The sequence below is a fragment of the Nakamurella aerolata genome (assembly GCF_013002705.1).
GTDB lineage: Bacteria > Actinomycetota > Actinomycetes > Mycobacteriales > Nakamurellaceae > Nakamurella > Nakamurella aerolata.
The window spans coordinates 133,910-153,311 of sequence record NZ_JABEND010000005.1; the positions used below are offsets into that span (position 1 = coordinate 133,910).

Annotated in this window: 18 protein-coding genes and 1 tRNA gene; 5 read left to right on the forward strand and 14 right to left on the reverse strand. The window is 69.7% G+C overall.

Annotated elements, in window-relative coordinates:
- The first annotated feature begins 133 nt into the window (after positions 1-133).
- A complete protein-coding gene (locus HKD39_RS10550) occupies positions 134-517 on the forward strand; it encodes a nuclear transport factor 2 family protein (RefSeq protein ID WP_171199832.1) in 384 nt (127 codons plus the stop codon).
- A 225-nt stretch (positions 518-742) separates the two neighbouring features.
- On the opposite strand, the gene HKD39_RS10555 is transcribed toward HKD39_RS10550, so the two are convergent.
- Positions 743-816, reverse strand: a tRNA-Pro gene (locus tag HKD39_RS10555).
- 136 nt (positions 817-952) lie between these two features.
- Here HKD39_RS10555 and HKD39_RS10560 point away from each other — a divergent pair.
- Positions 953-2,389 (forward strand): MFS transporter, encoded by a 1,437-nt coding sequence (locus HKD39_RS10560; RefSeq protein ID WP_171199833.1) that lies wholly within the window; start codon positions 953-955, stop codon positions 2,387-2,389.
- Between the two features lie 108 nt (positions 2,390-2,497).
- Here the strand turns inward: HKD39_RS10560 and HKD39_RS10565 are convergent, their stop codons facing one another.
- The 4 genes from HKD39_RS10565 to HKD39_RS19585 form a co-directional block, all read right to left on the reverse strand.
- Positions 2,498-3,385 (reverse strand): GDSL-type esterase/lipase family protein, encoded by an 888-nt coding sequence (locus HKD39_RS10565; protein WP_171199834.1) that lies wholly within the window; start codon positions 3,383-3,385, stop codon positions 2,498-2,500.
- Entirely contained in the window at positions 3,382-4,581 is a 1,200-nt protein-coding gene (locus HKD39_RS10570) for a glycosyltransferase (protein ID WP_171199835.1), read from the reverse strand. The genes HKD39_RS10565 and HKD39_RS10570 overlap by 4 nt, the downstream gene beginning before the upstream one ends.
- Positions 4,581-5,723 carry a glycosyltransferase family 4 protein gene (locus HKD39_RS10575; protein ID WP_212754418.1) on the reverse strand — a complete coding sequence of 381 codons (1,143 nt, stop codon included), beginning with the start codon at positions 5,721-5,723 and terminating at the stop codon, positions 4,581-4,583. Before HKD39_RS10575 ends, HKD39_RS10570 begins: the two co-directional genes overlap by 1 nt.
- 86 nt (positions 5,724-5,809) lie before the next feature.
- Complete coding sequence (locus HKD39_RS19585; RefSeq protein WP_171199836.1) at positions 5,810-6,838, reverse strand: TetR/AcrR family transcriptional regulator C-terminal domain-containing protein; 1,029 nt, start codon at positions 6,836-6,838, stop codon at positions 5,810-5,812.
- Between the two features lie 185 nt (positions 6,839-7,023).
- Here HKD39_RS19585 and HKD39_RS10585 point away from each other — a divergent pair, with 185 nt between their 5' ends.
- Entirely contained in the window at positions 7,024-8,553 is a 1,530-nt protein-coding gene (locus tag HKD39_RS10585) for an MFS transporter (protein ID WP_171199837.1), read from the forward strand.
- 155 nt (positions 8,554-8,708) lie between these two features.
- Positions 8,709-8,942 carry a hypothetical protein gene (locus HKD39_RS10590; RefSeq protein ID WP_171199838.1) on the forward strand — a complete coding sequence of 78 codons (234 nt, stop codon included), beginning with the start codon at positions 8,709-8,711 and terminating at the stop codon, positions 8,940-8,942.
- A 591-nt stretch (positions 8,943-9,533) separates the two neighbouring features.
- Here the strand turns inward: HKD39_RS10590 and HKD39_RS10595 are convergent.
- On the reverse strand, positions 9,534-9,719 hold the full coding sequence (locus tag HKD39_RS10595) for a hypothetical protein (protein WP_171199839.1): 186 nt from the start codon (positions 9,717-9,719) through the stop codon (positions 9,534-9,536).
- Here HKD39_RS10595 and HKD39_RS10600 point away from each other — a divergent pair.
- Positions 9,700-11,001, forward strand: a complete 1,302-nt coding sequence (locus HKD39_RS10600; RefSeq protein ID WP_171199840.1) for a penicillin-binding transpeptidase domain-containing protein — start codon at positions 9,700-9,702, stop codon at positions 10,999-11,001. The two genes, HKD39_RS10595 and HKD39_RS10600, sit on opposite strands and share 20 nt — an antisense overlap.
- Before the next feature lie 102 nt (positions 11,002-11,103).
- Here the strand turns inward: HKD39_RS10600 and HKD39_RS10605 are convergent, their stop codons facing one another.
- The 8 genes from HKD39_RS10605 to HKD39_RS10640 all read right to left on the reverse strand — a co-directional run bounded on the left by HKD39_RS10605 (position 11,104) and on the right by HKD39_RS10640 (position 19,107).
- Complete coding sequence (locus tag HKD39_RS10605) at positions 11,104-12,312, reverse strand: acyl-CoA dehydrogenase family protein (protein ID WP_171199841.1); 1,209 nt, start codon at positions 12,310-12,312, stop codon at positions 11,104-11,106.
- On the reverse strand, positions 12,309-13,802 hold the full coding sequence (gene der, locus HKD39_RS10610; RefSeq protein WP_171199842.1) for a ribosome biogenesis GTPase Der: 1,494 nt from the start codon (positions 13,800-13,802) through the stop codon (positions 12,309-12,311). Before der ends, HKD39_RS10605 begins: the two co-directional genes overlap by 4 nt.
- Entirely contained in the window at positions 13,799-14,584 is a 786-nt protein-coding gene (locus tag HKD39_RS10615; RefSeq protein ID WP_171199843.1) for a lysophospholipid acyltransferase family protein, read from the reverse strand. Before HKD39_RS10615 ends, der begins: the two co-directional genes overlap by 4 nt.
- Positions 14,581-15,411, reverse strand: coding sequence for a (d)CMP kinase (gene cmk / locus HKD39_RS10620; protein ID WP_171199844.1), 831 nt, complete (start codon positions 15,409-15,411; stop codon positions 14,581-14,583). The genes HKD39_RS10615 and cmk overlap by 4 nt, the downstream gene beginning before the upstream one ends.
- Positions 15,412-16,209 carry a pseudouridine synthase gene (locus tag HKD39_RS10625; RefSeq protein ID WP_425488444.1) on the reverse strand — a complete coding sequence of 266 codons (798 nt, stop codon included), beginning with the start codon at positions 16,207-16,209 and terminating at the stop codon, positions 15,412-15,414.
- A gap of 248 nt (positions 16,210-16,457) precedes the next feature.
- Entirely contained in the window at positions 16,458-17,204 is a 747-nt protein-coding gene (scpB, locus tag HKD39_RS10630) for an SMC-Scp complex subunit ScpB (protein WP_171199845.1), read from the reverse strand.
- Positions 17,201-18,187: a segregation and condensation protein A gene (locus HKD39_RS10635; protein WP_171199846.1), complete on the reverse strand. Its 987-nt coding sequence runs from the start codon at positions 18,185-18,187 to the stop codon at positions 17,201-17,203. The genes scpB and HKD39_RS10635 overlap by 4 nt, the downstream gene beginning before the upstream one ends.
- Positions 18,184-19,107, reverse strand: coding sequence for a ParA family protein (locus tag HKD39_RS10640; protein WP_171199980.1), 924 nt, complete (start codon positions 19,105-19,107; stop codon positions 18,184-18,186). Before HKD39_RS10640 ends, HKD39_RS10635 begins: the two co-directional genes overlap by 4 nt.
- Positions 19,108-19,402 lie beyond the last annotated feature (295 nt).

The following is a 19,402-nucleotide window of genomic DNA, read 5'->3' on the forward strand; positions in this document are numbered from 1 at the left end:
GATTGCCTATCATGATGGATGACCCTCGCTCGCCTGCAGGGACGCATATCGCTTGCCTCGAACGTCTCCCACTGGTGAGAGCGACCGTGTTCACAGCAGTCGGATCCAGCGATGCACGACGGGAGGAAGCGTGATGACGACGGAAGGTCTTCGGACGGCGCTGGCCGACTTCAACAACGGTGACGCCTTCTTCGACCATCTGGCCGACGACGTCACCGTTGAGTTCCCGTACGGGCCGACCCTAGGTCTACCGGCGCGAATCGACGGAAAGCCTGCCGTGCGCAGGCACCTGGCGGCGGTTCAGGCGGGAGGTCTGACGGTCGGTGAACCCACCATTGAGCAGGTGACGCCGTCCCGCTACCTGGCCGAGTACACCGGGACGTACCGAACGTCCAATGGCGCCGCGGTCGACGTGCCTCTTGTCGCGATCATCGACCACGATGCAACCGGAATCCACCGAATTCGCGAATACTGGGACACATATCTTCTCGCGACACTCGCAACGCGGGCGCAATAGCACGGCCGCTGCTGCCGCGGCGCACTCGCTGCCTAGAGCCCCTGTCTCCCGCCCGACCCACGACAGCCAGGACCGCCACGACAAGATCGACTGGGCGGGCGCCCGCAACACTCCGCATCGCCGGCCAGCGAAACTGCCCACCAAAGAATTTAGGCCGAACCTGCACGATGCAGGTCCGGCCCATTCCGATGTCCAGAGACATCACATCCAGCGACATCACATACGTCGGGCTGACAGGATTTGAACCTGCGACCCCTTGACCCCCAGTCAAGTGCGCTACCAAGCTGCGCCACAGCCCGTGTTCTGTTGTCGGCCCGCCCAGCGAGCCGAGCCAAGACTACCGCAGCCGTGCGGCGGATTTGCCCGCCACCGACCGCACGCCGCCCTGCCAGCGGCCGACCCACAGCACGACTAGTCACTTGCTAGCATTCTCGCATGCGATCGAACGAGCCGCCGGCGAGCGCTCCCGCGGAAGCGCAGCCCGCCGCGGGCATGCGGGAGTTGCTGAGGTCGCCCTACGCCGCGCTCGCCATCGGCGTCATGATGATGGAGTTCGCGGCCGGCATCACGGTCTATTTCTCGGCGGTCGTGGTGCCGAGCGTGGTCGACGAGCTCGATGCGCAGCGCCAGTATCCGTTGCTGCTGTCGGCCGGCGCGGTCGGCATGTTCGCCGCGCTGCCACTGGCCCGTCCGTTGCTGCGCCGGTTCGGTTCGGCGCCGATGTTCACCACCGGAATCGTGATCTCCGTTGGCGGCACCGCACTCTCGGCGCTCGCCCACTCGGCGTGGCTGTTCGCGATCGGCCGCCTGCTGGCCACCTTCGGAGGCTCGCTGCTCGGCGTCTTCGGGATCAGCGCAGTGATCGCCAGCATCCCGCTGCGGTTCCGAAAACGGTTGCTGTCGTTGACGTCCGCGATGTGGATCGTGCCTGGCCTGTTCGGCCCGCCGCTGGCGGTGGCCTCGGTGCACCTGGTGGGTTGGCGCTGGGCGCTGTTGTTCCCACTGCCGCTGGCGCTGCTCGCCCGCGTGCTGGTCGCCCGGGCTGCCGTCGCCGCCGCTGGTTCGCATTCGACCGCCGACAACGATGCCAAGGGGCCTCGTCATCGCTGGGTCGCTCGGGCCATGCTGCCGATCGGCATGGGGCTGTTCACCTTCGGATCCAGCACCGGCGGGTGGGCCTTCTTCGGCCCGCTGCTGGCGATTGTCGGTGCCCGCCAACTGCTTCCGGACGGGACGCTCACCGCCAGACCGGGTCCGCAGCGTTACCTTGCGTTGCTCGGCGTCATCGCATTCGGCTATTTCGGCGCCGATTCGCTGCTCACCGCCGCCCTCACCAGGGCCGACGGCATCGCCATCGGCTGGGCCGGCGTCGGGCTCGGCGCCGCGGGCGCCGCCTGGGCCCTTACCGCGCTGGTACAACCGAATCTGGCCAACCGCATCGGCGAAACCACAACGCTGCGCTGTGGAGTCGCGCTCTTGGCAGGGGCCGTCGTCGTTCTCAGCATCACCCAGTTCACCGGCGTCGTCAGCGGCCCGATGTTCCTTGGCCTGTGGGCGGTTTCGGGGGCGGGCATGGGGCTGCTGTATCCGGTCACCTACGTGAGGGCGACGACGGCGCAGCCCGGCCCGTACTCCCCCGACGCCCCCGCCCTTGCCACCGCGGTGATCCTGGCCGAAGGGCTTGGCCAGTCGCTCGGGATCGCCGTTGGCGGCGGGGTGGTCACGATCGCACAGATCCTCGGCGGCAGCGAGGCTTTCGGGCTGCACATCGCCATCGCCGGATACGGCGGGGTCTTGCTGTTGACGGTGCTACTCACCGCGGTCGGCGATCTCCGCACACCGGGCCACCGCCGGCCGCGACCGGCGGGCTGACCGGCCGCGACGGGCGGGGCGACCGGCCACACCGCCACCGCCGCACGGAATCCACACCAACGGGTGCCCTGCGCATAGCACCTGGATCGGCGTCGGATCACAGGTGGATCAACGCCGCGAAGCCAGCGCGGGCGCGATCTCCTCGCGCCAGACGACACTCGCCAGTTCGGGCAGCAGATCCCGGCTGCGCCTGGCCAACCACGGCAGCCCACGAGCCACCAACCAACCCACCCGCAACGGCAGCGACGGCACCGGCGGCACCGGAACGACGCGTCCGCTGTCCACCCAGCCGGCCCGCACCAGCCGCCGGGCGGCATGCGCTGCCAGCAACCGGTGCCCGGTCGGTGACGGATGGATACGATCGATATGGAACACCGACGCGCCAGCCTGCGCCCGAACCTGTTGCGCGTCAACGGTCAGCACCGAACCGGCCGCCGCTTCGGCCAGCAGCACCGCCACCAGCAGAGCCTCGCGCAGCTGTTCGGTACGCCGCCCGAGCACCCGCCGTACCGCGGCGGGCGCCGGCAGCTCCGGCCCCACCATCGGCGGCAGCACCAGCAGGGGCTGAATGTCGGCCTGTCGCAACGCGGTCAGGGTCGCGGCGGCATCGGTACAGACGCTGTCGGGGTCGAAATCGCCGCGCAGCACGTCGTTTCCGCCGATGAACACCGTCGCCAGCCGGGCCCCACTGGTCAGCGCGACCGGTAGCTGCTGCTGCCGGACGTCGGCCGCTCTTGCGCCGTTGCGACCGAGATTGCAGTGCCTGGCCCGCATTCGATGCGCGAGGTGCGCGGACCAGCCGCTCACCGCCCCGGCGCTGTCGCCGACTCCCGCGGTCACGGAGTCGCCCAGCGCCACCACCAGGGGCGCCGGGGTTCCGGGTATCAGTCTGGTCACCACCCGCGGGACCAGCACCGGCCCAGCCGGTTCGGATGCGACGACGCGGCGTGCCGGTTCCGCGGTGCCGGGATCGTTGGCCGGCGTGACGATCGTCATCGCAGGTCCCACGATCCGGCCCGGCCCGCCGATGCGGCCGATGCTGCCGACGCGGCGGACGCAGCCGACAGCTGCTCGCCAAGGCCTTCGTGCAGCTGCAGCAGCGCTGCCGTGGTGGCCTCCCAGGGGAACCGCTCGGCCCGTCGGCGCGCGGCCAACCGGCGGTCGGACCGTGGAATCGTCAGCAACCGCTGCACGGCATCCGCCATCTCCTCAGGCCCGGCAGCCGCCGCGCCGGCCGCCGGATCGTCGCCGATCACCTCGGGCAGCGCCGACGCCGCGTGCACGACGGCGGGCGTGCCGGATGCCAGCGCCTCGAGCGCGGCCAGACCGAACGTCTCGATGGGTCCTGGTGCCAACAGCACGTCGGCGTCGGCCAGCAACCCGGCCAGTCGCTGCCGGTCGGCGACGAAGCCGAGAAACCGTACCGGGAGTCCAGCTGCCGACTGCTCCAGCGCGGCCCGGCGCGGCCCGTCGCCCGCGACCGTCAACGTCACAGACACGTTGCGCCGCGCCAGCTCCGCCACCGTCTGCAGTGCCAGCTCCGGTCGCTTCTCCACCGACAGCCGGCTGCACAGCAGCAGCTGATATGCGGAAACCTGTTGGGCGGCTCCGCTATTGGCATCTGCTGCCGCGCCGGGATGGAAAGCGTTCAGGTCCACCCCCAACGGAATCCGTTGTACCGCAGCGTCGATGCGGTCGAACTCGCCGGCGGCGAACGCCGTCGTGGCGACAACCGCATCGAAAGAGTACGCCGTCTGCCGGTTCCGCAGATCGGCAAGGCGGGTCGCGGCCCAGGCCGGGAGTCGCATCGCCCGCAGCACCCCGTCCACCCGTTCGTGGGCGTAGAACACCGACGGCACCCGGTGCCGCCGGGCCCAACCGACCAGAGCATGCAGCGTGGTGCGATCGGAGACCTCCAGCCGATCCGGCCGCAGCTCGGACAGCAACTCGGCCACCAGCTGCCGACGCAGCACCACCCGGTAACCGCCGGTACCGGGCACCCGCGGGCCGCGGACCGTGTACACCCGGCCGAAATCATTGTCGGACACGGTGTTGCGCGCGCCCGGCACCACCACCGTGTACCCGTGGCCGGCAGCGCGGTAGCCACGCCCGAGCTGTTGCAGGCAGGTCCGCAGGCCACCGCTGCGGGGCCCGTAGAAGTTGGCGACGGCGACGATGTGCAGCCCGCCCATCACGCGCTCCGGCGCACCGCTGGGCGGCGGTCCAGCACGGCTCGGTAGTGCTCGATCAGCGCGTCGCCCAGCCGACTCCACGACCGCGGCGCCACCGCCGCTCTTGCCGCAGCGCTGAACGCCCGGCGTTTGGCGGCGTCACCGGCCAGATCGGCGACGGCAGCGCGCATTCCGGCCAGATCGCCCGGTGGGTACAGCCATCCGGTGCGGGACGAGTCGACCAGCTCGGCCGGGCCGCCGATGCGCGGAGCGACCACCGGGACACCGCTCGCCAGGGTTTCCTGCACCGACTGGCAGAACGTCTCGCTCTCCCCCGGGTGCACCATCACGTCCAGCGCTGCCACCGCGGCCGGCAGCTCCAGGCCGTCGAGGTGACCGGTGAACACTGCCTCCGGGAACTGGGTCTGCAGCTTGGACCGGCTCGGGCCGTCGCCGATGAAGACCAGCCGGGTACGAGGCAGACCCGCCAGGGCTGCCAGGTCTTCCAGTTGCTTCTCCGGGGCCAACCGCCCCAGATAGCCGACCAGCCGGATCCCGGTGTCACCGCGCTGCCACCTCGCCCGCAGTGTCTGGTCCCGTCGTGTCGGCGAGAAGCGCTGCGCGTCAACGCCTCTACCCCACAACTGCACGCGCGGAATACCCCGTGCCGCAAGTTCGGTTGCCGAGTGCCGCGACGGCGCGAGCGTCAGGTCCGCCTGCTGGTGAATCTCCACAGTCCGCGCCCAGATCCGGGCGGACCAGCCGGGAAACCCGTAGCGGTCGGCGAAGGCGGCCACATCGGTCTGGAACACCGCGACGGTCGGAAGGTGCTGCGCGACAGCGGCTTTCATCGCAGTGTTACCCAGTAACAGGGGTGACGCCAGGTGCACAACGTCCGGCGCGAACGCCGACAGCATGTCCGTCATCCGGCGCTGGGAGGCCAGGCAGAGCCGGACCTGTGGATAGCGCGGCAATCCTACCGACGGCAGGTGCAGCACCGGGGTGTCCCGGTAGGCGTAGGGAGCGCCGTGCCCGGCCGCGATCACCACCGCCTGATGCCCGCGAACGGCGAGCTGGTCGAGCACGCGCAGCACCGATCCCGTTACCCCGTTCATGTGGGGCAGGAACGACTCCGCCACGATCGCGATCCGCACGGGTGTCATCACCACATCCGCGGGAAGACAACGAGTGTGCTGCCGGGTGGGTGTCAGACGAACGTCACGTGAACCTGCGGTGACACCCGCAGCAGCTACGTCTCATGCTTGCCGACAGCGCGCTCGCGCTCCGCGGTGCGTTCCAACCCGGCGATCAGCACGTCGAGTCCGAACTCGAACCTGTCGATGTGGTCGGCATCGACCAGCTCGGCGACGTGAGCCATGATGGTCGGGTACCGCTCCGGCGGCAGCGCCGTGAAGTACTCCCGCAGGCCGTCGACCCACTGCTGGACACGCTCCCGCACCTGGATCGCATCCAGGCTCCGGTCGCCACCGCGGATGCGCTCGACCACCAGCCAGTTCTCGAACGAGCTGGCCCCGATGTAGAGCGCGAGCTGGTCCAGCGCCAGCGCGGCCACCCTTGGCGGCACGCCCTGGCCGATCATCAGCGCCAGCATCTGCTCAACCAGGTCGAACGAGCGCGGCCCCGTCGGCACATCGGCGAAGCTGATCCTGGCCAGATCCTGGTGCCGCCCGAGTACCTGATAGTTGGCAAGTGCCCAGGCGCGCAACGCTTCCTGCCAGGACGCATCGCTGAGATCCGGCACGGCGTCAGCGATCTCGACCATGGCAAGCTCGTACACCCTGGCGAGCACCTCGTCCCGGCCGGAGACGTGTGCGTACAGACTGGATGGGCCCGTTCCGAGCTCACCGGCAATCCGCCGCATGGTGACGGCTTCGGTGCCCTCGGCATCCACCAGCGCCGACGCCACCTCGACGATGCGCTCCTGGGAGATGTGCGACCGCGAGCGTGCCGGGCGCGCGAAGTTGCGCCACGGCAGTTGCGGGAAGTCCTCCAGTTCTCGGCGCGCCCCGCTGACGGCACCCTGCAGCGCCCCCCGTGCCGCTTCTCGAGCGGCCGCCTTGGCGGCACGGGAAGCGGCCGCTTTGGCCTGGCGGGCGTCGTCGGCAAGCCGGCGCTCCGGCGCGGGCTCCCGCCGACCTTGTCGCTGGTCGGTGGGCTGCTGACCGGCACCCCGCTGCTCCGTGCGCCGGTCGGCGCCGGGCGCCGGCGTGTTCCGGCGGTTCGGCCGTTCGGCGCCGCTCGGTCTGCTCTGGGCCACGGCCACCTCTCTTGCTGAGCGCTCGGTTGCCACCGCGAGCCTAACAATCACGAACACCGTTCCCGTTTCACGAACAGTGTTCTTGACAGCGCACGGTTCCGGTTGTAGAACAGTGTTCGTCGTGCACGAACACTGTTCGTTCCACAGTCCCGCTATTCGACTTTTCCCTGACCACCGGAGCCTCCATGAGCACCGTCCCCACCCAGCACAACGACCCGCCGGACAGTCCCGGCGCCACCACCATCAAGACCGAGCCGCCGGGGCCGGCCGACCCGCCCGGGCCCGCCGCCGGTACCGCCTACCGATGGCGTTGGCCCGCCCTGCTGGTGGTGCTGTTGGCCGACGTGATGGACCTGCTGGACGCACTGATCACCACCATTGCCGGGCCCACCATCGTCCGCGACCTCGGCGGGGGCGAGACCACCATCCAGTGGCTGTCGGCCGGGTACACCCTCGCAATGGCGGCCGGCTTGCTGATCGGTGGCCGGCTGGGCGACATCTTCGGCCGCAAGCTCATGTTCGTGATCGGCATCGCCGGCTTCACGTTGTTCTCGTTGGTGTGTGCGCTGGCCCCGTCACCCGGGGTGCTGGTGTTCGCACGAGTGCTACAGGGCCTTTGCGGCGCAATGCTTTTGCCGCAGGGCCTTGGACTGATCAAGGAGATGTTCCCGCCGGCGGAGATGGGCAAGGCGTTCGGTGCCTTCGGCCCACTGATGGGTATCGGCGCCGTCGGCGGGCCGGTGCTCGCCGGCTGGCTGGTGGACGCCGACGTGTTCGGCTGGGGCTGGCGCGCGATCTTCGCGATCAACATTCCGATCGGCGTGCTCGCCGTGCTGCTGGCGCTGCGGTTCCTGCCGGCGAACCGGCCCCAACCCGGTGTCACGCTGGATGTCCCCGGCGCGGTACTGGCGTCCGGCGGGATGTTCCTGCTGGTGTACCCACTGGTGCAGGGGCGGGAGAATGGTTGGCCGGCATGGGCTTTCCTGATGCTCGCCGGCGCGGCGGTGACGTTCGCCTTGTTCGCCGCGGTGCAGCTGCGTCGGGGCCGGCGGGGTCGGTCCACCCTGGTGTTGCCGAGCCTGTTCCGCAAGCGGGCCTTCCTCGCCGGTCTCGCGACCGGGCTGGCGTTCTTCTCGGCGCTGATGGGTTTGGATTTGATCGTCAGCCTCTACACCCAGATCGGGCTCGGGTTCAGCCCGCTGAAGGCGGGGCTTACCGCACTGCCGCAAGCGCTCGGGATGATGCTCGGATTCGCTGTGGCACAAGGACTCAACACCAGGCTGGGTCGCACGCTGATGATGATCGGCATGCCCATCGTTGCGCTGGGTCTGTTGTTGTTCGCCGCCGTCATCGGCTGGGCCGGCGACAGCATCAGCATCTGGTCGATGGCCGCTCCGCTCGGCCTTGTCGGCATCGGGATGGGTCTGTCGATGGCACCCTTCTTCGACATCGTGCTGGCCGGTGTCGACGAGCACGAGTCGGGCTCGGCGTCCGGTTCCATGACATCCGTGCAGCAGGTCGGCGGGTCGCTGGGGGTGGCGGTGCTCGGCACCGTATTCTTCTCGGTGGCAGGGCATCCGCGCGGCGACCGCATCGCCACCTTCGGTCACGCCACTCAACTCACCCTGCTGGCCGCGGTGGCATTCGTCGTGGTGGCACTCGCGCTCACCGTGCTGCTACCGGCCAAGGCGCGGCCGGACACCCCGCCGCACTGAGCGCCGTCAAGGCGAGCATCGAGCCGCACCACACCCCGCACGCATCGGCGCGGAAGATCGTGCACCGTACTCGGTGCACGATCTTCCGCGCCGGCGCATGCTCGGGCGGAATGGGTCGGGGGCGGAACGGCTGGTAGGCAGCGTTGAATGGCGATGTGAGCGACGACGAGCGGACCACCAGCCCGCCGCGCCGCTCAGGCACGGTCTCGACGGGGCAGCTCGCCAAGGCGGCCGCGCCGCTGTGGCTCCACCAGTTGGTCGCCGCGATCGCCGCGCTGGTTTCGCACTCGCCGGGATTCGGCGAACCGCCGGGTCACTGGCGGCGTTCGCGCTGGCCTACGGCGCGCTCAGTGTTGCCGCCTTCCCGATCGCCTCAGCACATGGGGTGATCGGGCTGTGGATCGCACTGGCGGCCGCCAACGCAGGGTTATGGATCGGTCAAACCCTGGTGTTGCATCGCTGGGCGCGCAGCCGGCGTCTCTCGGCGGAAGATCGTGCACCGTAGTCGGTGGACGATCTTCCGCGTTGAGGCAGCCACCGGTGCCAGCCACGCCGTGACAGCCCACACCGTGCCCGCCATGTCCGCGGCTGCCACGTCCGCCCCTGCCGCCGACACAGTGCCCCGGACCGCTCCCGCCCGCCCGCACCGGATTCTCAGCCAATTGTCACCAGATCGGCAGGCAATGCTCTGGCCGGCAGCCGAACAGGCGCTCAGGCGTTGGTTTACTGGAAGTCATGCAGCTGCGTTCGTTCCGCTCGTCCCGCCCCGGCTCCGCCTCGACAACAGCACCGCCCGCCCGGGCGGTCAACGGGCCAGGGCGGCGGCGGGCCGTGGCCGCGGTGGCGCTGAGCTCGACGGCACTGTTGCTGGCGGCGTGCTCGGGCGGCGGCGAGACCGTCATCACGGTGACCAGCGGGACGCAACAGGGAAACGCGCAATCCGGCCAACAGCCGTCCTCGGTGGAGGTGTCGTCCGCGCCTCAAGCCTCCGGCGACACCGGCTCAGGACCGATCCTGTCGTCCACCGAGCCATCGGCACCGGAGTCGTCGGCCCCGAGTTCGGCACCCGGCTCCTCGGCCGCGCCGTCAGCAGCGTCTTCGGCGTCTTCGGCGGCACCGAGCTCCAGCGCGCCCAGCTCGAACGCGGTGGCGAGCGGCCCGGTCACCCTGCTCGACCGCAACGGCGGCCCGCTGATGAGCAACCAGACGGTCGAGGTGATCTCGGTCGACCCGAGCAAGGTGACCGACAAGGCCGGCACCGCCGCCACCATGGCCAAAGTGCTGCAACCCATCGACTCCTCGTTCACCACCGCTTCGGTTCAGGAGCAGCTGTCCGGCACCGCCCCCTTCACCCTGGTCAGCCTGCGCACCACCACCGCGGCCGACGCCATCAGAACGCTGAAGGCGCTGCCCGGCGTCACCTCCGCTGCGCAGCCGCGATTCGTCATCGACAACCCCGAGCTGGAGTCGCCGGTATTCACCCAGCTCACCGCGGCGGTCAACGATGGCACCGCCCTCGGCTCCGGCCGGGTGCGCACCAGCATCGACTCCGGGATCCAACTCGCGGCACAAAAGGCGTTGCAGGACAGTAAGTATCCTGCCGCTATCGTGGCGATTCAGCCATCGACCGGCGGCATTCTCGCGGTCGCCCAGAACGCCAAGGCCAACGAACTCGGGCCGATCGCGCTGAACGGTCTCTACCCGCCGGGCTCCACCTTCAAGACCGTGACCGTCGCGGCCGCGCTGGCCGACGGCGACGTGACCGCCCAGACACCGCTGGCGTGCCCGGCCACCGCAAACCTCGAGGGCCGGCTCATCCCGAACGAGAACAAGTTCGCGCTCGGCACCGTGCCGCTCACCACCGCGTTCGCCCGGTCGTGCAACACCACCATCGCCGGTCTCGGGGTCAAGCTTCCGCCCGAGGCGATGTCCGACACGGCGAAGCAGTTCGGTCTGGGCGTCGACTACAACATCCCAGGTATCACCACCGTCACCGGCAAGGTGCCGGTGGCCAAGACCTCGTTCGAGCGGGTGGAGGAGGCCATCGGGCAGTGGCAGGTGGTGGCGTCACCGTTCGGCATGGCGCTGACCGGGGCCACCGTTGCCGCCGGCAAACTGCCGACGCCGACACTGGTTTCCGGCACCAAGACCGTCGCCGACCAGCAGCCCCCTGCGGTGTCCAGCTCGGTGATCAGCCAGCTCCAGACCATGTTCAAGGCGACGGTGTCCGACGGCACCGCCGAGGCACTGGCCGACATCGGCGGCGTCGGCGGCAAGACCGGCACCGCTCAGTACGGCGACGGCAGCACATCGCACGGCTGGTTCGTCGGCACCCAGAAGGACATGGCGTTCGCGGTGCTGTTGGTCGGCGGCGAGGCATCCAAGAACGCCGTCAGCACCGCCGGCGACTTCCTGCGCGGGGCGCAGCAGTACGTGCCGGGCAGCTGATCCCAAAACAGCGCAGCAGCAACGGATTCCCCCGGGCCGGACGCGGCCGGGGCCAGCATGTGGTCACCCGCAGGACGCGATCGCGCGCCCTCGGGTTGGCGTTCAGCGGAAAGCGTTCTGGCCGGTCAACGCCTGACCGAGGATCAGCGTGTGCATCTCAACGGTGCCCTCGTAGGTCAGCACCGACTCCAGGTTCGCGGCGTGCCGGATCACCGGGTACTCCAGCGAGATCCCGTTGGCGCCCAAGATGGTTCGGGCGGTGCGGGCGATCTGCAGCGCCTCCCGCACGTTGTTCAGCTTGCCGAGGCTCACCTGCTCGGTGGTGATCTCACCCGCGTCTTTCAGCCGGCCCAGGTGCACGGCCAACAGCATGCCCTTGACGTACTCGGCGAGCATGTCTGCCAGCTTGGCCTGGGTCAGCTGGAACCCACCGATCGGCTTGCCGAACTGCTCCCGCGACCGTGCATAGTCAAGGGCCGCGTGCAGGCTGCTGCGCGCCGATCCCATGGCGCCCCAGGCGATCCCGTACCGCGCTTCGGTCAGACAGGACAGTGGGCCGGCCAACCCGGTGGCTGCGGGGAGCACCGCGTCGGCCGGTAGCCGGACGTCCTGCAGCACCAGCTCTGCGGTGACGGAGGCACGCAGCGAGAGCTTGTGGGCAATTTCGCCTGCGGTGAATCCGGGGGTGCTGGCCGGGACCAGGAATCCTCGGATATCCCTTGGGCTGTCGGTGGTTTGCGCCCACACCACGGCGACGTCGGCGATGCTGCCGTTGGTGATCCACATCTTCGATCCGTTCAGCACCCAGTCGGCCTGCTCGCCCTGGCCGTCTCGGCGGGCACTGGTCTGCATGCCGGCCGGGTCGGATCCGTGGTCGGCCTCGGTGAGACCAAAACAACCGATGGTCTCGCCGGTGGCCATGCCCGGCAGCCACTGCTGCTTCTGCTCTTCGCTGCCGAACCGCCAGATCGCGTACATGGCAAGCGATCCCTGCACCGACACCATCGATCGGATGCCGGAGTCGCAGGCCTCAAGCTCGCGGCAGGCGAGTCCGTAGTCGGTGGCCGGCAGGCCGGCACAACCGTAACCGGACAGGTGCATGCCGAGCAGGCCGAGCTCGCCGAACTGCCGCATCAACCCGCGCGGGTCGGGCAGCTCACCCGCCTCGAACCACAGCGGTACCTTCGGGGTGATCTCGGCATCGCACAACCTCCGTACCGCTGCGGCGATCTGCCGTTGCTCGGCGGTGAACAGCCCGTCCAGCGCGGCCAGCCGATCGGGGTCGACGCCGGTGCGCGGTCCCCGGCTCACCGCCGACCCCGTGGTGCGCCTCGCTTTTCCCTGACGCGGACGTTGATCCGCACCGGCGATCCGGCGAACCCGAAGTCTTCGCGTAGCCGGCGCTCGATGAACCGGCGGTAGCCGGCCTCCAAGAATCCGGTGGTGAACAGCACGAAGGTGGGCGGCCGGTTGCTGGCCTGGGTCGCGAACAGCACCCGCGGCTGCCGGCCACCGCGGACCGGCGGCGGCGTCGCCTGGATAAGTTCCTTGAGCCAGGTGTTGAGCTGCCCGGTCGGGATCCGTTTGTCCCACGACTCCAGGGCCCGGCGCAGCGCCGGCGCGAGCCGGTGCACCCCGCGCCCGGTCTGCGCGGAGATGTTGATCCGCTCGGCCCACGGCACCCGGTTGAGTTCACGTTCCAGCTCGGCGTCGGACTCGGCCCTGCGGTCGGCATCCACCAGATCGGCCTTGTTCAGCGCCACCACCAACGCGCGGCCGGAATCGGCCACCATGGAGATCACCCGCTGGTCCTGCTCGGTGAGCGGCTCGGACGAGTCGATCAACACGATCGCCACCTCGGCGGCCTCCAACGCCGCCTGGGTCCGCAGCGAGGCGTAGAACTCCATGCCCCGCGCGGTTTTCACGCGCTTCCGCAGCCCCGCGGTGTCGACGAACCGCCAGATCTCGCCGTCAAGGTCGACCAGCGAATCGACCGGGTCGACGGTGGTACCGGCCACCGAATCGACCACCGCAATGGTGTCCTTGGACAGCTTGTTCAACAGCGACGACTTTCCGACGTTGGGTTTACCGACCAGCGCGACGCGGCGCGGGCCGGACACCGCACCGAACTGCTCCACCGGCGCGGTGGGCAGCTTGTCCAGCACGATGTCGAGCAGATCCCCTGAGCCACGCCCGTGCAGCGCCGAGACCCCGATCGGCTCGCCGAGGCCGAGGCTCCACAGCTCGGCCATGTCGGCCTCGGCGCGCTCGTCATCGACCTTGTTCGCCACCAGGATCACCGGCTTCTTCGACCGCCGCAGCACCCTGGCGATGGCCTCGTCCGTACTGGTGGCGCCGACCGATGCATCCACCACCAGCACCACGACGTCGGTGGCCGACATGGCCCGTTCGGCCTGCGCCGCAACGGCTTTCTGCAGTCCCTGGGCGTCCGGTTCCCAGCCGCCGGAGTCCACAACGGTGAACCGGCGGCCGCGCCACAGCCCGTCGTAGTTGACCACGTCACGGGTGACGCCGGGGATGTCCTGCACCACTGCTTCGCGGCGGCCGATGATCCGGTTCACCAGCGTCGACTTGCCAACGTTCGGGCGGCCCACCACGCCGACCGTAGGGACGTACGTGCCTTCACCATCGTCCGCGGCCGCGCCGGCGTCCTCGGCGGTCGCGTCTTCCCAGCCGGTGAAATCACTCTCGTCCGACCAGCTGCCGTCGGCGAACTGCGGGTCGGCCGGGGAACCCGACTCGGTGCCGGCGGGGTGGCCCGGTGTCGAAACGTCCGTCATGACAAGCCTTTCTGCAACTGCTGATCCAGTTCGCCGACCAGTGCCACCAGCCGCTGCTGGATCTCGGCGGTCGCGGCGTCGACCGCCTTCTTGCCGCGCAGCTGCTCGGGTCCACTGTTCACCGTGAACGGTTCACCGCACCACAGGTAGACCTTGGGTCGCAGCCGCCGACGCCACTTGCTGCGGCCGGCAGGGCGGGCCGTGCCGCGGATGGCCACCGGCTGCACCCTGGCACCGGAGCGCACCGCGAGCCAACCGGCCCCGGAAAAGACGTTGGCCACCAACCCGTCTCCCCTGGTGCCCTCCGGGAAGATGCCGACGCAACCACCGCGCTTGAGCTGGTCGAGTGCGTCCAGCATCGGTCGCCGGTCGGGCACCCCGCGCTTGATCGCGTACTGGCCGACAGCGGTCAGCAACCAGCCGAGCGGACCGCGCACCGCCTCGGCCTTGATCAGGAACGAGATCCGCCGCGGCAACAGCCCGAAAAGCACGGCACCGTCGACATAGTTGGTGTGGTTGGCGACGAACACCAGCGGCTCGTCGGCCGGGATGCGATCGGTGTGCAGCAACCGGGGGCGGTAGAAGCTGTTCCACAAGGTGATGCCGATGCGGCGGCCGTTGTCCATCCCAAGGCCGGTGGCACCGGCGGGCGCGGCGTCGCGCTGGCCCGGCAGGTTGAAGAACCGCCCCGACCTGCGCTGCCGGGCCGGACCGGAACCCGATGCTGATGACGGTGCGCCCGGCTGCGGCGATCGGCCGGGCTCAGTGGGCGTGTCCGTCATCTGACCTGCTCCGGTCCGCCGGTCAGGTCGCCGGTGTCGATCGTGCGGCCGGTGGCGTCGGCACGGATCCCGCGTGCCGCAGCAAGTTCCAGCAAATGTTCGACCACTTCCTGGATCGTCATCGTCGAGGTGTCGACGTGCACGGCGTCGGCGGCCGCGCGCAGCGGGGAGGTGTCGCGGCTGGAATCCACCCGGTCGCGACGGTCGAGGTCGGCCTGCACCGCGGCCAGGCCGTCCGGCTGTATCGATCCGGGTAGCGCTGAATCCGTTGCGTCGCCTGACGTCTGCTCGGCATGCCGGCGCCTGGCGCGCTCGGCCGCGTCGGCGGTGAGGTAGATCTTCAGCTGGGCGTCCGGGGCGATCACGGTTCCGATGTCCCTGCCCTCCACCACCATCCGCCCGGAATGCGCCAGTTGCTGCTGCCGGTCGAGCAGCCAGTGCCGCACCGCGGGGTTCGCCGACACCGGCGTCACAGCCGTTGTCGCCGCCCGCTCCCGGATCTCACCGGTGACATCGACGGTTCCGCTGGAACCGTTGCCCGGCAGCACCGTGGTGAGCAGATGCCGCTGCTGCTGGGGATCGGTCGGGGTGTCGAGCTGCACGAAGGGCAGGTGGTCCGCCACCGCCACCCGATCGTCCGGGTCGACGTCGGCGCGAAGCATGGCAACGGCGACAATCCGGTACATGGCACCAGTGTCGAGATAGCCGGCGCCGAGTCGGGTCGCCAAAGTCCGTGCAACGGTAGACTTTCCGGTGCCGGAGGGTCCGTCGATGGCGATCACGAAGGAGCTGAGGGTGGCGCGCACGGCGCCGGTGGCGGCGTCCATCTACAGCCCGACCGCCTTGTACAGCAACGACACTTCCACCGGGTTGAGCTTGCGCAACGTGCCCGGCCGCTGATGCCCCAGCTGCACCTCACCGATCTGGGTACGCACCAACCGCGACACCGGATGGTCCACCGCCGCCAGCATCCGGCGGACGATGTGCTTGCGCCCCTCGTGCAGCACCACCCGCACCACGGCCCGGCCGCCGTGCACGTCAACCACCTCGAAATCGTCGACCGCGACGCGGCCGTCGTCCAGCTCGACGCCACGCCCCAGCCGACGCCCGAGGTCGCGCGGCACCGGCCCCGGAATCTCCGCCATGTACGTCTTCGGCACCCCGAACGACGGGTGGGTGAGCCGATGCGCAAGCTCACCATCGTTGGTGAGCAACAACAATCCCTCTGAATCCATGTCGAGCCGGCCGACGTGGAACAGCCGCTCGGAGACCCGCCAGTCCTCCAGCAGATCACCGATGTGCGGGCGGCCCTGCTCGTCCGACATCGTCGACAGCATGCCCGGCGGTTTGTTCAACGCCAGGTACAGCTGGTCGGTGCGGGTGCCGATCCGTTCGCCGTCAACGTGAACCACGGCATTCTCCGGATCGATGCGCATGCCCATCTCGGTGACGACGATGCCGTCAACGGTGACCCGGCCGTCCCGAATCATCTCCTCGGCCTTGCGCCGCGACGCAACTCCGGCGGCCGCCAGCACCTTCTGCAGTCGCACCCCCTCGGCGCGCTCGTCGTCGGAAAACTCCGGCGGCGTCGTACCTTTCGCGGGATGACGAAACCGATCGCTCACTGTTCCCGACCGTTCATCTCGCGCTCGCTGCGCTGAATTGCTCGCTGTCGCGCTCGCTGTCGCCTCACGGTGCCCGATCGTTCGGCTCCGCGCTCGCTGCGGGCCGGATCGACGCTCCTTCGTCGCGTCACGCCGTTGCCTCCGCTCGCTGTCGCCTCACGGTGCCCGATCGTTCGGCTCCGCGCTCGCTGCGGGCCGGGTCGACGCTCCTTCGTCGCGTCACGCCGTTGCCTCCGCTCGCCGTCGCCTCACAGCTCACCTCGCACTTCGTCGATCGCGTCGATATCCGGCAACAGCGGACCGAGCTCGGGCAACTCGTCCAGCGAGCCGAGCCCCAGCCGCTCCAAGAACAGCTCGGTGGTGCGGTACAGCGTTGCGCCGGTCCCCGGCGGGTCGCCGTCGGTGCCGGCCTCCTGGATCAGGCCGCGGGCGACCAGGGTGCGCATCACGCCGTCCACGTTGACGCCGCGGACGGCGGCGATACGAGCGCGGTTCACCGGCTGCCGGTAGGCGATCACCGCGAGGGTCTCCATCGCGGCCCTGGACAGCCGAGACTGCTGACCGTCCAACACGAATCGTTCGACCACGGCCGCGTAGCGGTCGCGGGTGTAGAACCGCCAGCCCCCGCCGATCTCACGCAGATCGATGCCGGAGCGGGCCTCGGCCAGCCGGCCGGCCATCGCGATCAGCTCACTGCGCACCGTGTCGATGCCGTGACCGACGGCGGCGGCGAGTTGCTGCTCCGTCACCGGGCTGTCCACCACCAACAGCACCGCCTCCAGCGCCCCGGCCAAGTCGTCGGTATCGACGGCGCCGAGAGCCACCGCACCCGGCACGGCCGGCAGCTCCTCGACAGTCGCCGGCTCTGTTCCGTCTTCGGCGCCCGCGCCGGTGCGGTCTTCGTCGTCCGGGCCCGTCAGCACCTCGCGGAGATCCACCGCATCGGCCCCTGGCGCCGCTGCGTCCCCGGGTCCGGGCTGCTCCGGCCCGCTCACTCGTACTCCTCGTCGGTGACGATGCCGCCGGCGCCGACAGCGCCGGGCTCGGTGTCCGCCTCGGTACTGCCGGTCCAGCGGATCGTCAACTCCCCCAACGGTTCCGGCTGGTCGAACAGCACAACGGCCTCGCGGAACAGGTTCAGCAGCCCGAGAAAGCGGGCCACCACCTCGAGGGTCCGCTCACAACCGCTGACCAACTCGGCGAAGGTCGCGGTGCCGCGGTCGGCGAGCATCAGCCTGATGGTCTGGGTCTGCTCGGCGACGGACACCGGTGAGGCGTGAATATGTTCCAGCGACACCGTCGGCGGTGGTTTCGGCCGGAACACACTGGCGGCCAGTTCGGCGAACCCGGCTCCGTCCAACCCGAGCTGCACCTCAGGCAGCAGGCCGAGGTAGCGATCCTCCAGCGTCACCGCGCGCGGATAGCGGCGCAGCGCACCGGCTTCCAGCTCGCGGAACAGGGTCGCCACCTGCTGGTACGCGCGGTAGGCCAGCAGCCGGGCGAACAGCAGGTCGCGCGCCTCCAGCAGCGCCAGATCGTCCGGGTTCTCGATGTCGGCATCCGGCAGCAGCCGCGCCGCCTTCAGATCGAGCAAGGTGGCGGCCACCACCAGAAACTCGGTGACCTGCTCCAGGTCCCAGTCCTCGCCCATTGCGTTGATGTAGGCGAGGAACTCGTCGGTCACCACGTGCAGGGCGACCTCGGTGACGTCCAGCTGATGCTGGCTGATCAGCTGCAGCAACAGGTCGAACGGACCCTCGAAGTTGTCCAGCCGCAGCTCGAAGCGCCGGCGTCCACCCCCCGGCCCCGCACCGGCACCCGCCCCTGCGCCGATACCGGCGGAATCGGTTGGCACATCGGCGATTTGCTCGCCGGCGTCGTGCTCGAGACTGGCCCGATCGACAGCTGCAGCACCGTCCGCGGCCGCCGGTCCGATCTGGTCCGCGGGTCGGGCCGGCAGCGTGTCGACGCCGGTCATCGAGCGATCACTTCACGAGCCAGCGTCCGATAGGCCTCGGCCGCCGACGACGTCGGGGCGTAGCTGGTGATCGGTTCACCGGCGACGGTGGTCTCCGGGAACTTCACCGTGCGGGAGATGACGGTGTCGAAAACCTCGTCACCGAAACGCTGCACCAGCATGGCGACCACGTCGCGGGCGTGCACGGTGCGGCCGTCGAACATGGTGACGAGCACGCCGTCGACGGCCAGCTCCGGGTTGATCCGCTCCTGAACCTTCTCGATGGTGTCGACCAGCAGCGCAACCCCGCGCAGCGAGAAGAACTCCGCGGCCACCGGCATGATCACGCCCTGGCTGCAGGCCAGCGCGTTCACGGTCAGTAGACCGAGCGAGGGCTGGCAGTCGATCAACACATAGTCGTAGGCATGCAGCACCGGCCGCAGGGCCCTGGCAAGGGTCTGCTCGCGGCCCACTTCGTTGATCAGCTGCACCTCGGCAGCCGACAGGTCGATGTTGGCCGGGATCAGGTCGAGGCCCTCGATCCGAGTGGGGGTGAGCACATCGGTGATGGCGGTGTCCCGCTCCAACATCAGGTTGTAGATGGTGCGTTCCAGCTCGTGGCTCGGCACTCCCAGCCCGGCGGACAGCGCGCCCTGCGGATCGAGATCGACCAGCAGCACACGGCGGCCGTAGCTGGCCAGCGCCGCACCCAGGTTGATGGTTGAGGTGGTCTTGCCGACACCACCCTTCTGGTTGCACAGCGCGATCACCCGCGCCGGGCCGTGGCAGGACAGCGGTGCCGGCTCCGGAATCTGCCGCGGCGGCCGACCCGTCGGTCCCAGCGCGCCCGTTCGCTGCACCGACGATGCGGCATCGGCCGGCTCGCCTGACGGGTCGTCAGGCACCGCGTGCGCGTCAGGCACCGCGCTGGCTTCCGGCACTGCGTCGGCGTCAGGCACAGCATCGGCGTCAGGCACAGCATCGGCGCCAGGCACCGCGTCGGCGTCAGGCACAGCGTCGGGAACCGCCTCGGCGTCGGGGGCGGCCGTGCCGTCTGCACCAGCGGTGCCGGCTGCACCAGCGGTGCCGGCTGCACCAGCGGTGCCGGCTGCACCAGCGGTGCCGGCTGCAGCAGCGGTCGGCTGAGCGTCCGGTCCGGGCGCGGTGCCCGGCGGGGCCGGAGTAGAGCTATCCGGCGACGGTGCACTCGGCGCGGCGGCGCTTTCCGGGTGGATC

Excerpts from the sequence above, each read along its gene's own strand:
- HKD39_RS10585 (WP_171199837.1), top strand. The coding sequence starts at position 7,024 with ATGAGCACCGTCCCCACCCAGCACAACGACCCGCCGGACAGTCCCGGC.
- HKD39_RS10575 (WP_212754418.1), bottom strand. The coding sequence starts at position 5,723 with ATGACACCCGTGCGGATCGCGATCGTGGCGGAGTCGTTCCTGCCCCAC.
- der (WP_171199842.1), bottom strand. The coding sequence starts at position 13,802 with ATGACGGACGTTTCGACACCGGGCCACCCCGCCGGCACCGAGTCGGGT.
- HKD39_RS10560 (WP_171199833.1), top strand. The coding sequence starts at position 953 with ATGCGATCGAACGAGCCGCCGGCGAGCGCTCCCGCGGAAGCGCAGCCC.
- HKD39_RS10635 (WP_171199846.1), bottom strand. The coding sequence starts at position 18,187 with ATGACCGGCGTCGACACGCTGCCGGCCCGACCCGCGGACCAGATCGGA.
- cmk (WP_171199844.1), bottom strand. The coding sequence starts at position 15,411 with ATGGACGCCGCCACCGGCGCCGTGCGCGCCACCCTCAGCTCCTTCGTG.
- HKD39_RS10550 (WP_171199832.1), top strand. The coding sequence starts at position 134 with ATGACGACGGAAGGTCTTCGGACGGCGCTGGCCGACTTCAACAACGGT.
- HKD39_RS10565 (WP_171199834.1), bottom strand. The coding sequence starts at position 3,385 with ATGACGATCGTCACGCCGGCCAACGATCCCGGCACCGCGGAACCGGCA.
- HKD39_RS10570 (WP_171199835.1), bottom strand. The coding sequence starts at position 4,581 with ATGGGCGGGCTGCACATCGTCGCCGTCGCCAACTTCTACGGGCCCCGC.
- HKD39_RS10615 (WP_171199843.1), bottom strand. The coding sequence starts at position 14,584 with ATGACGGACACGCCCACTGAGCCCGGCCGATCGCCGCAGCCGGGCGCA.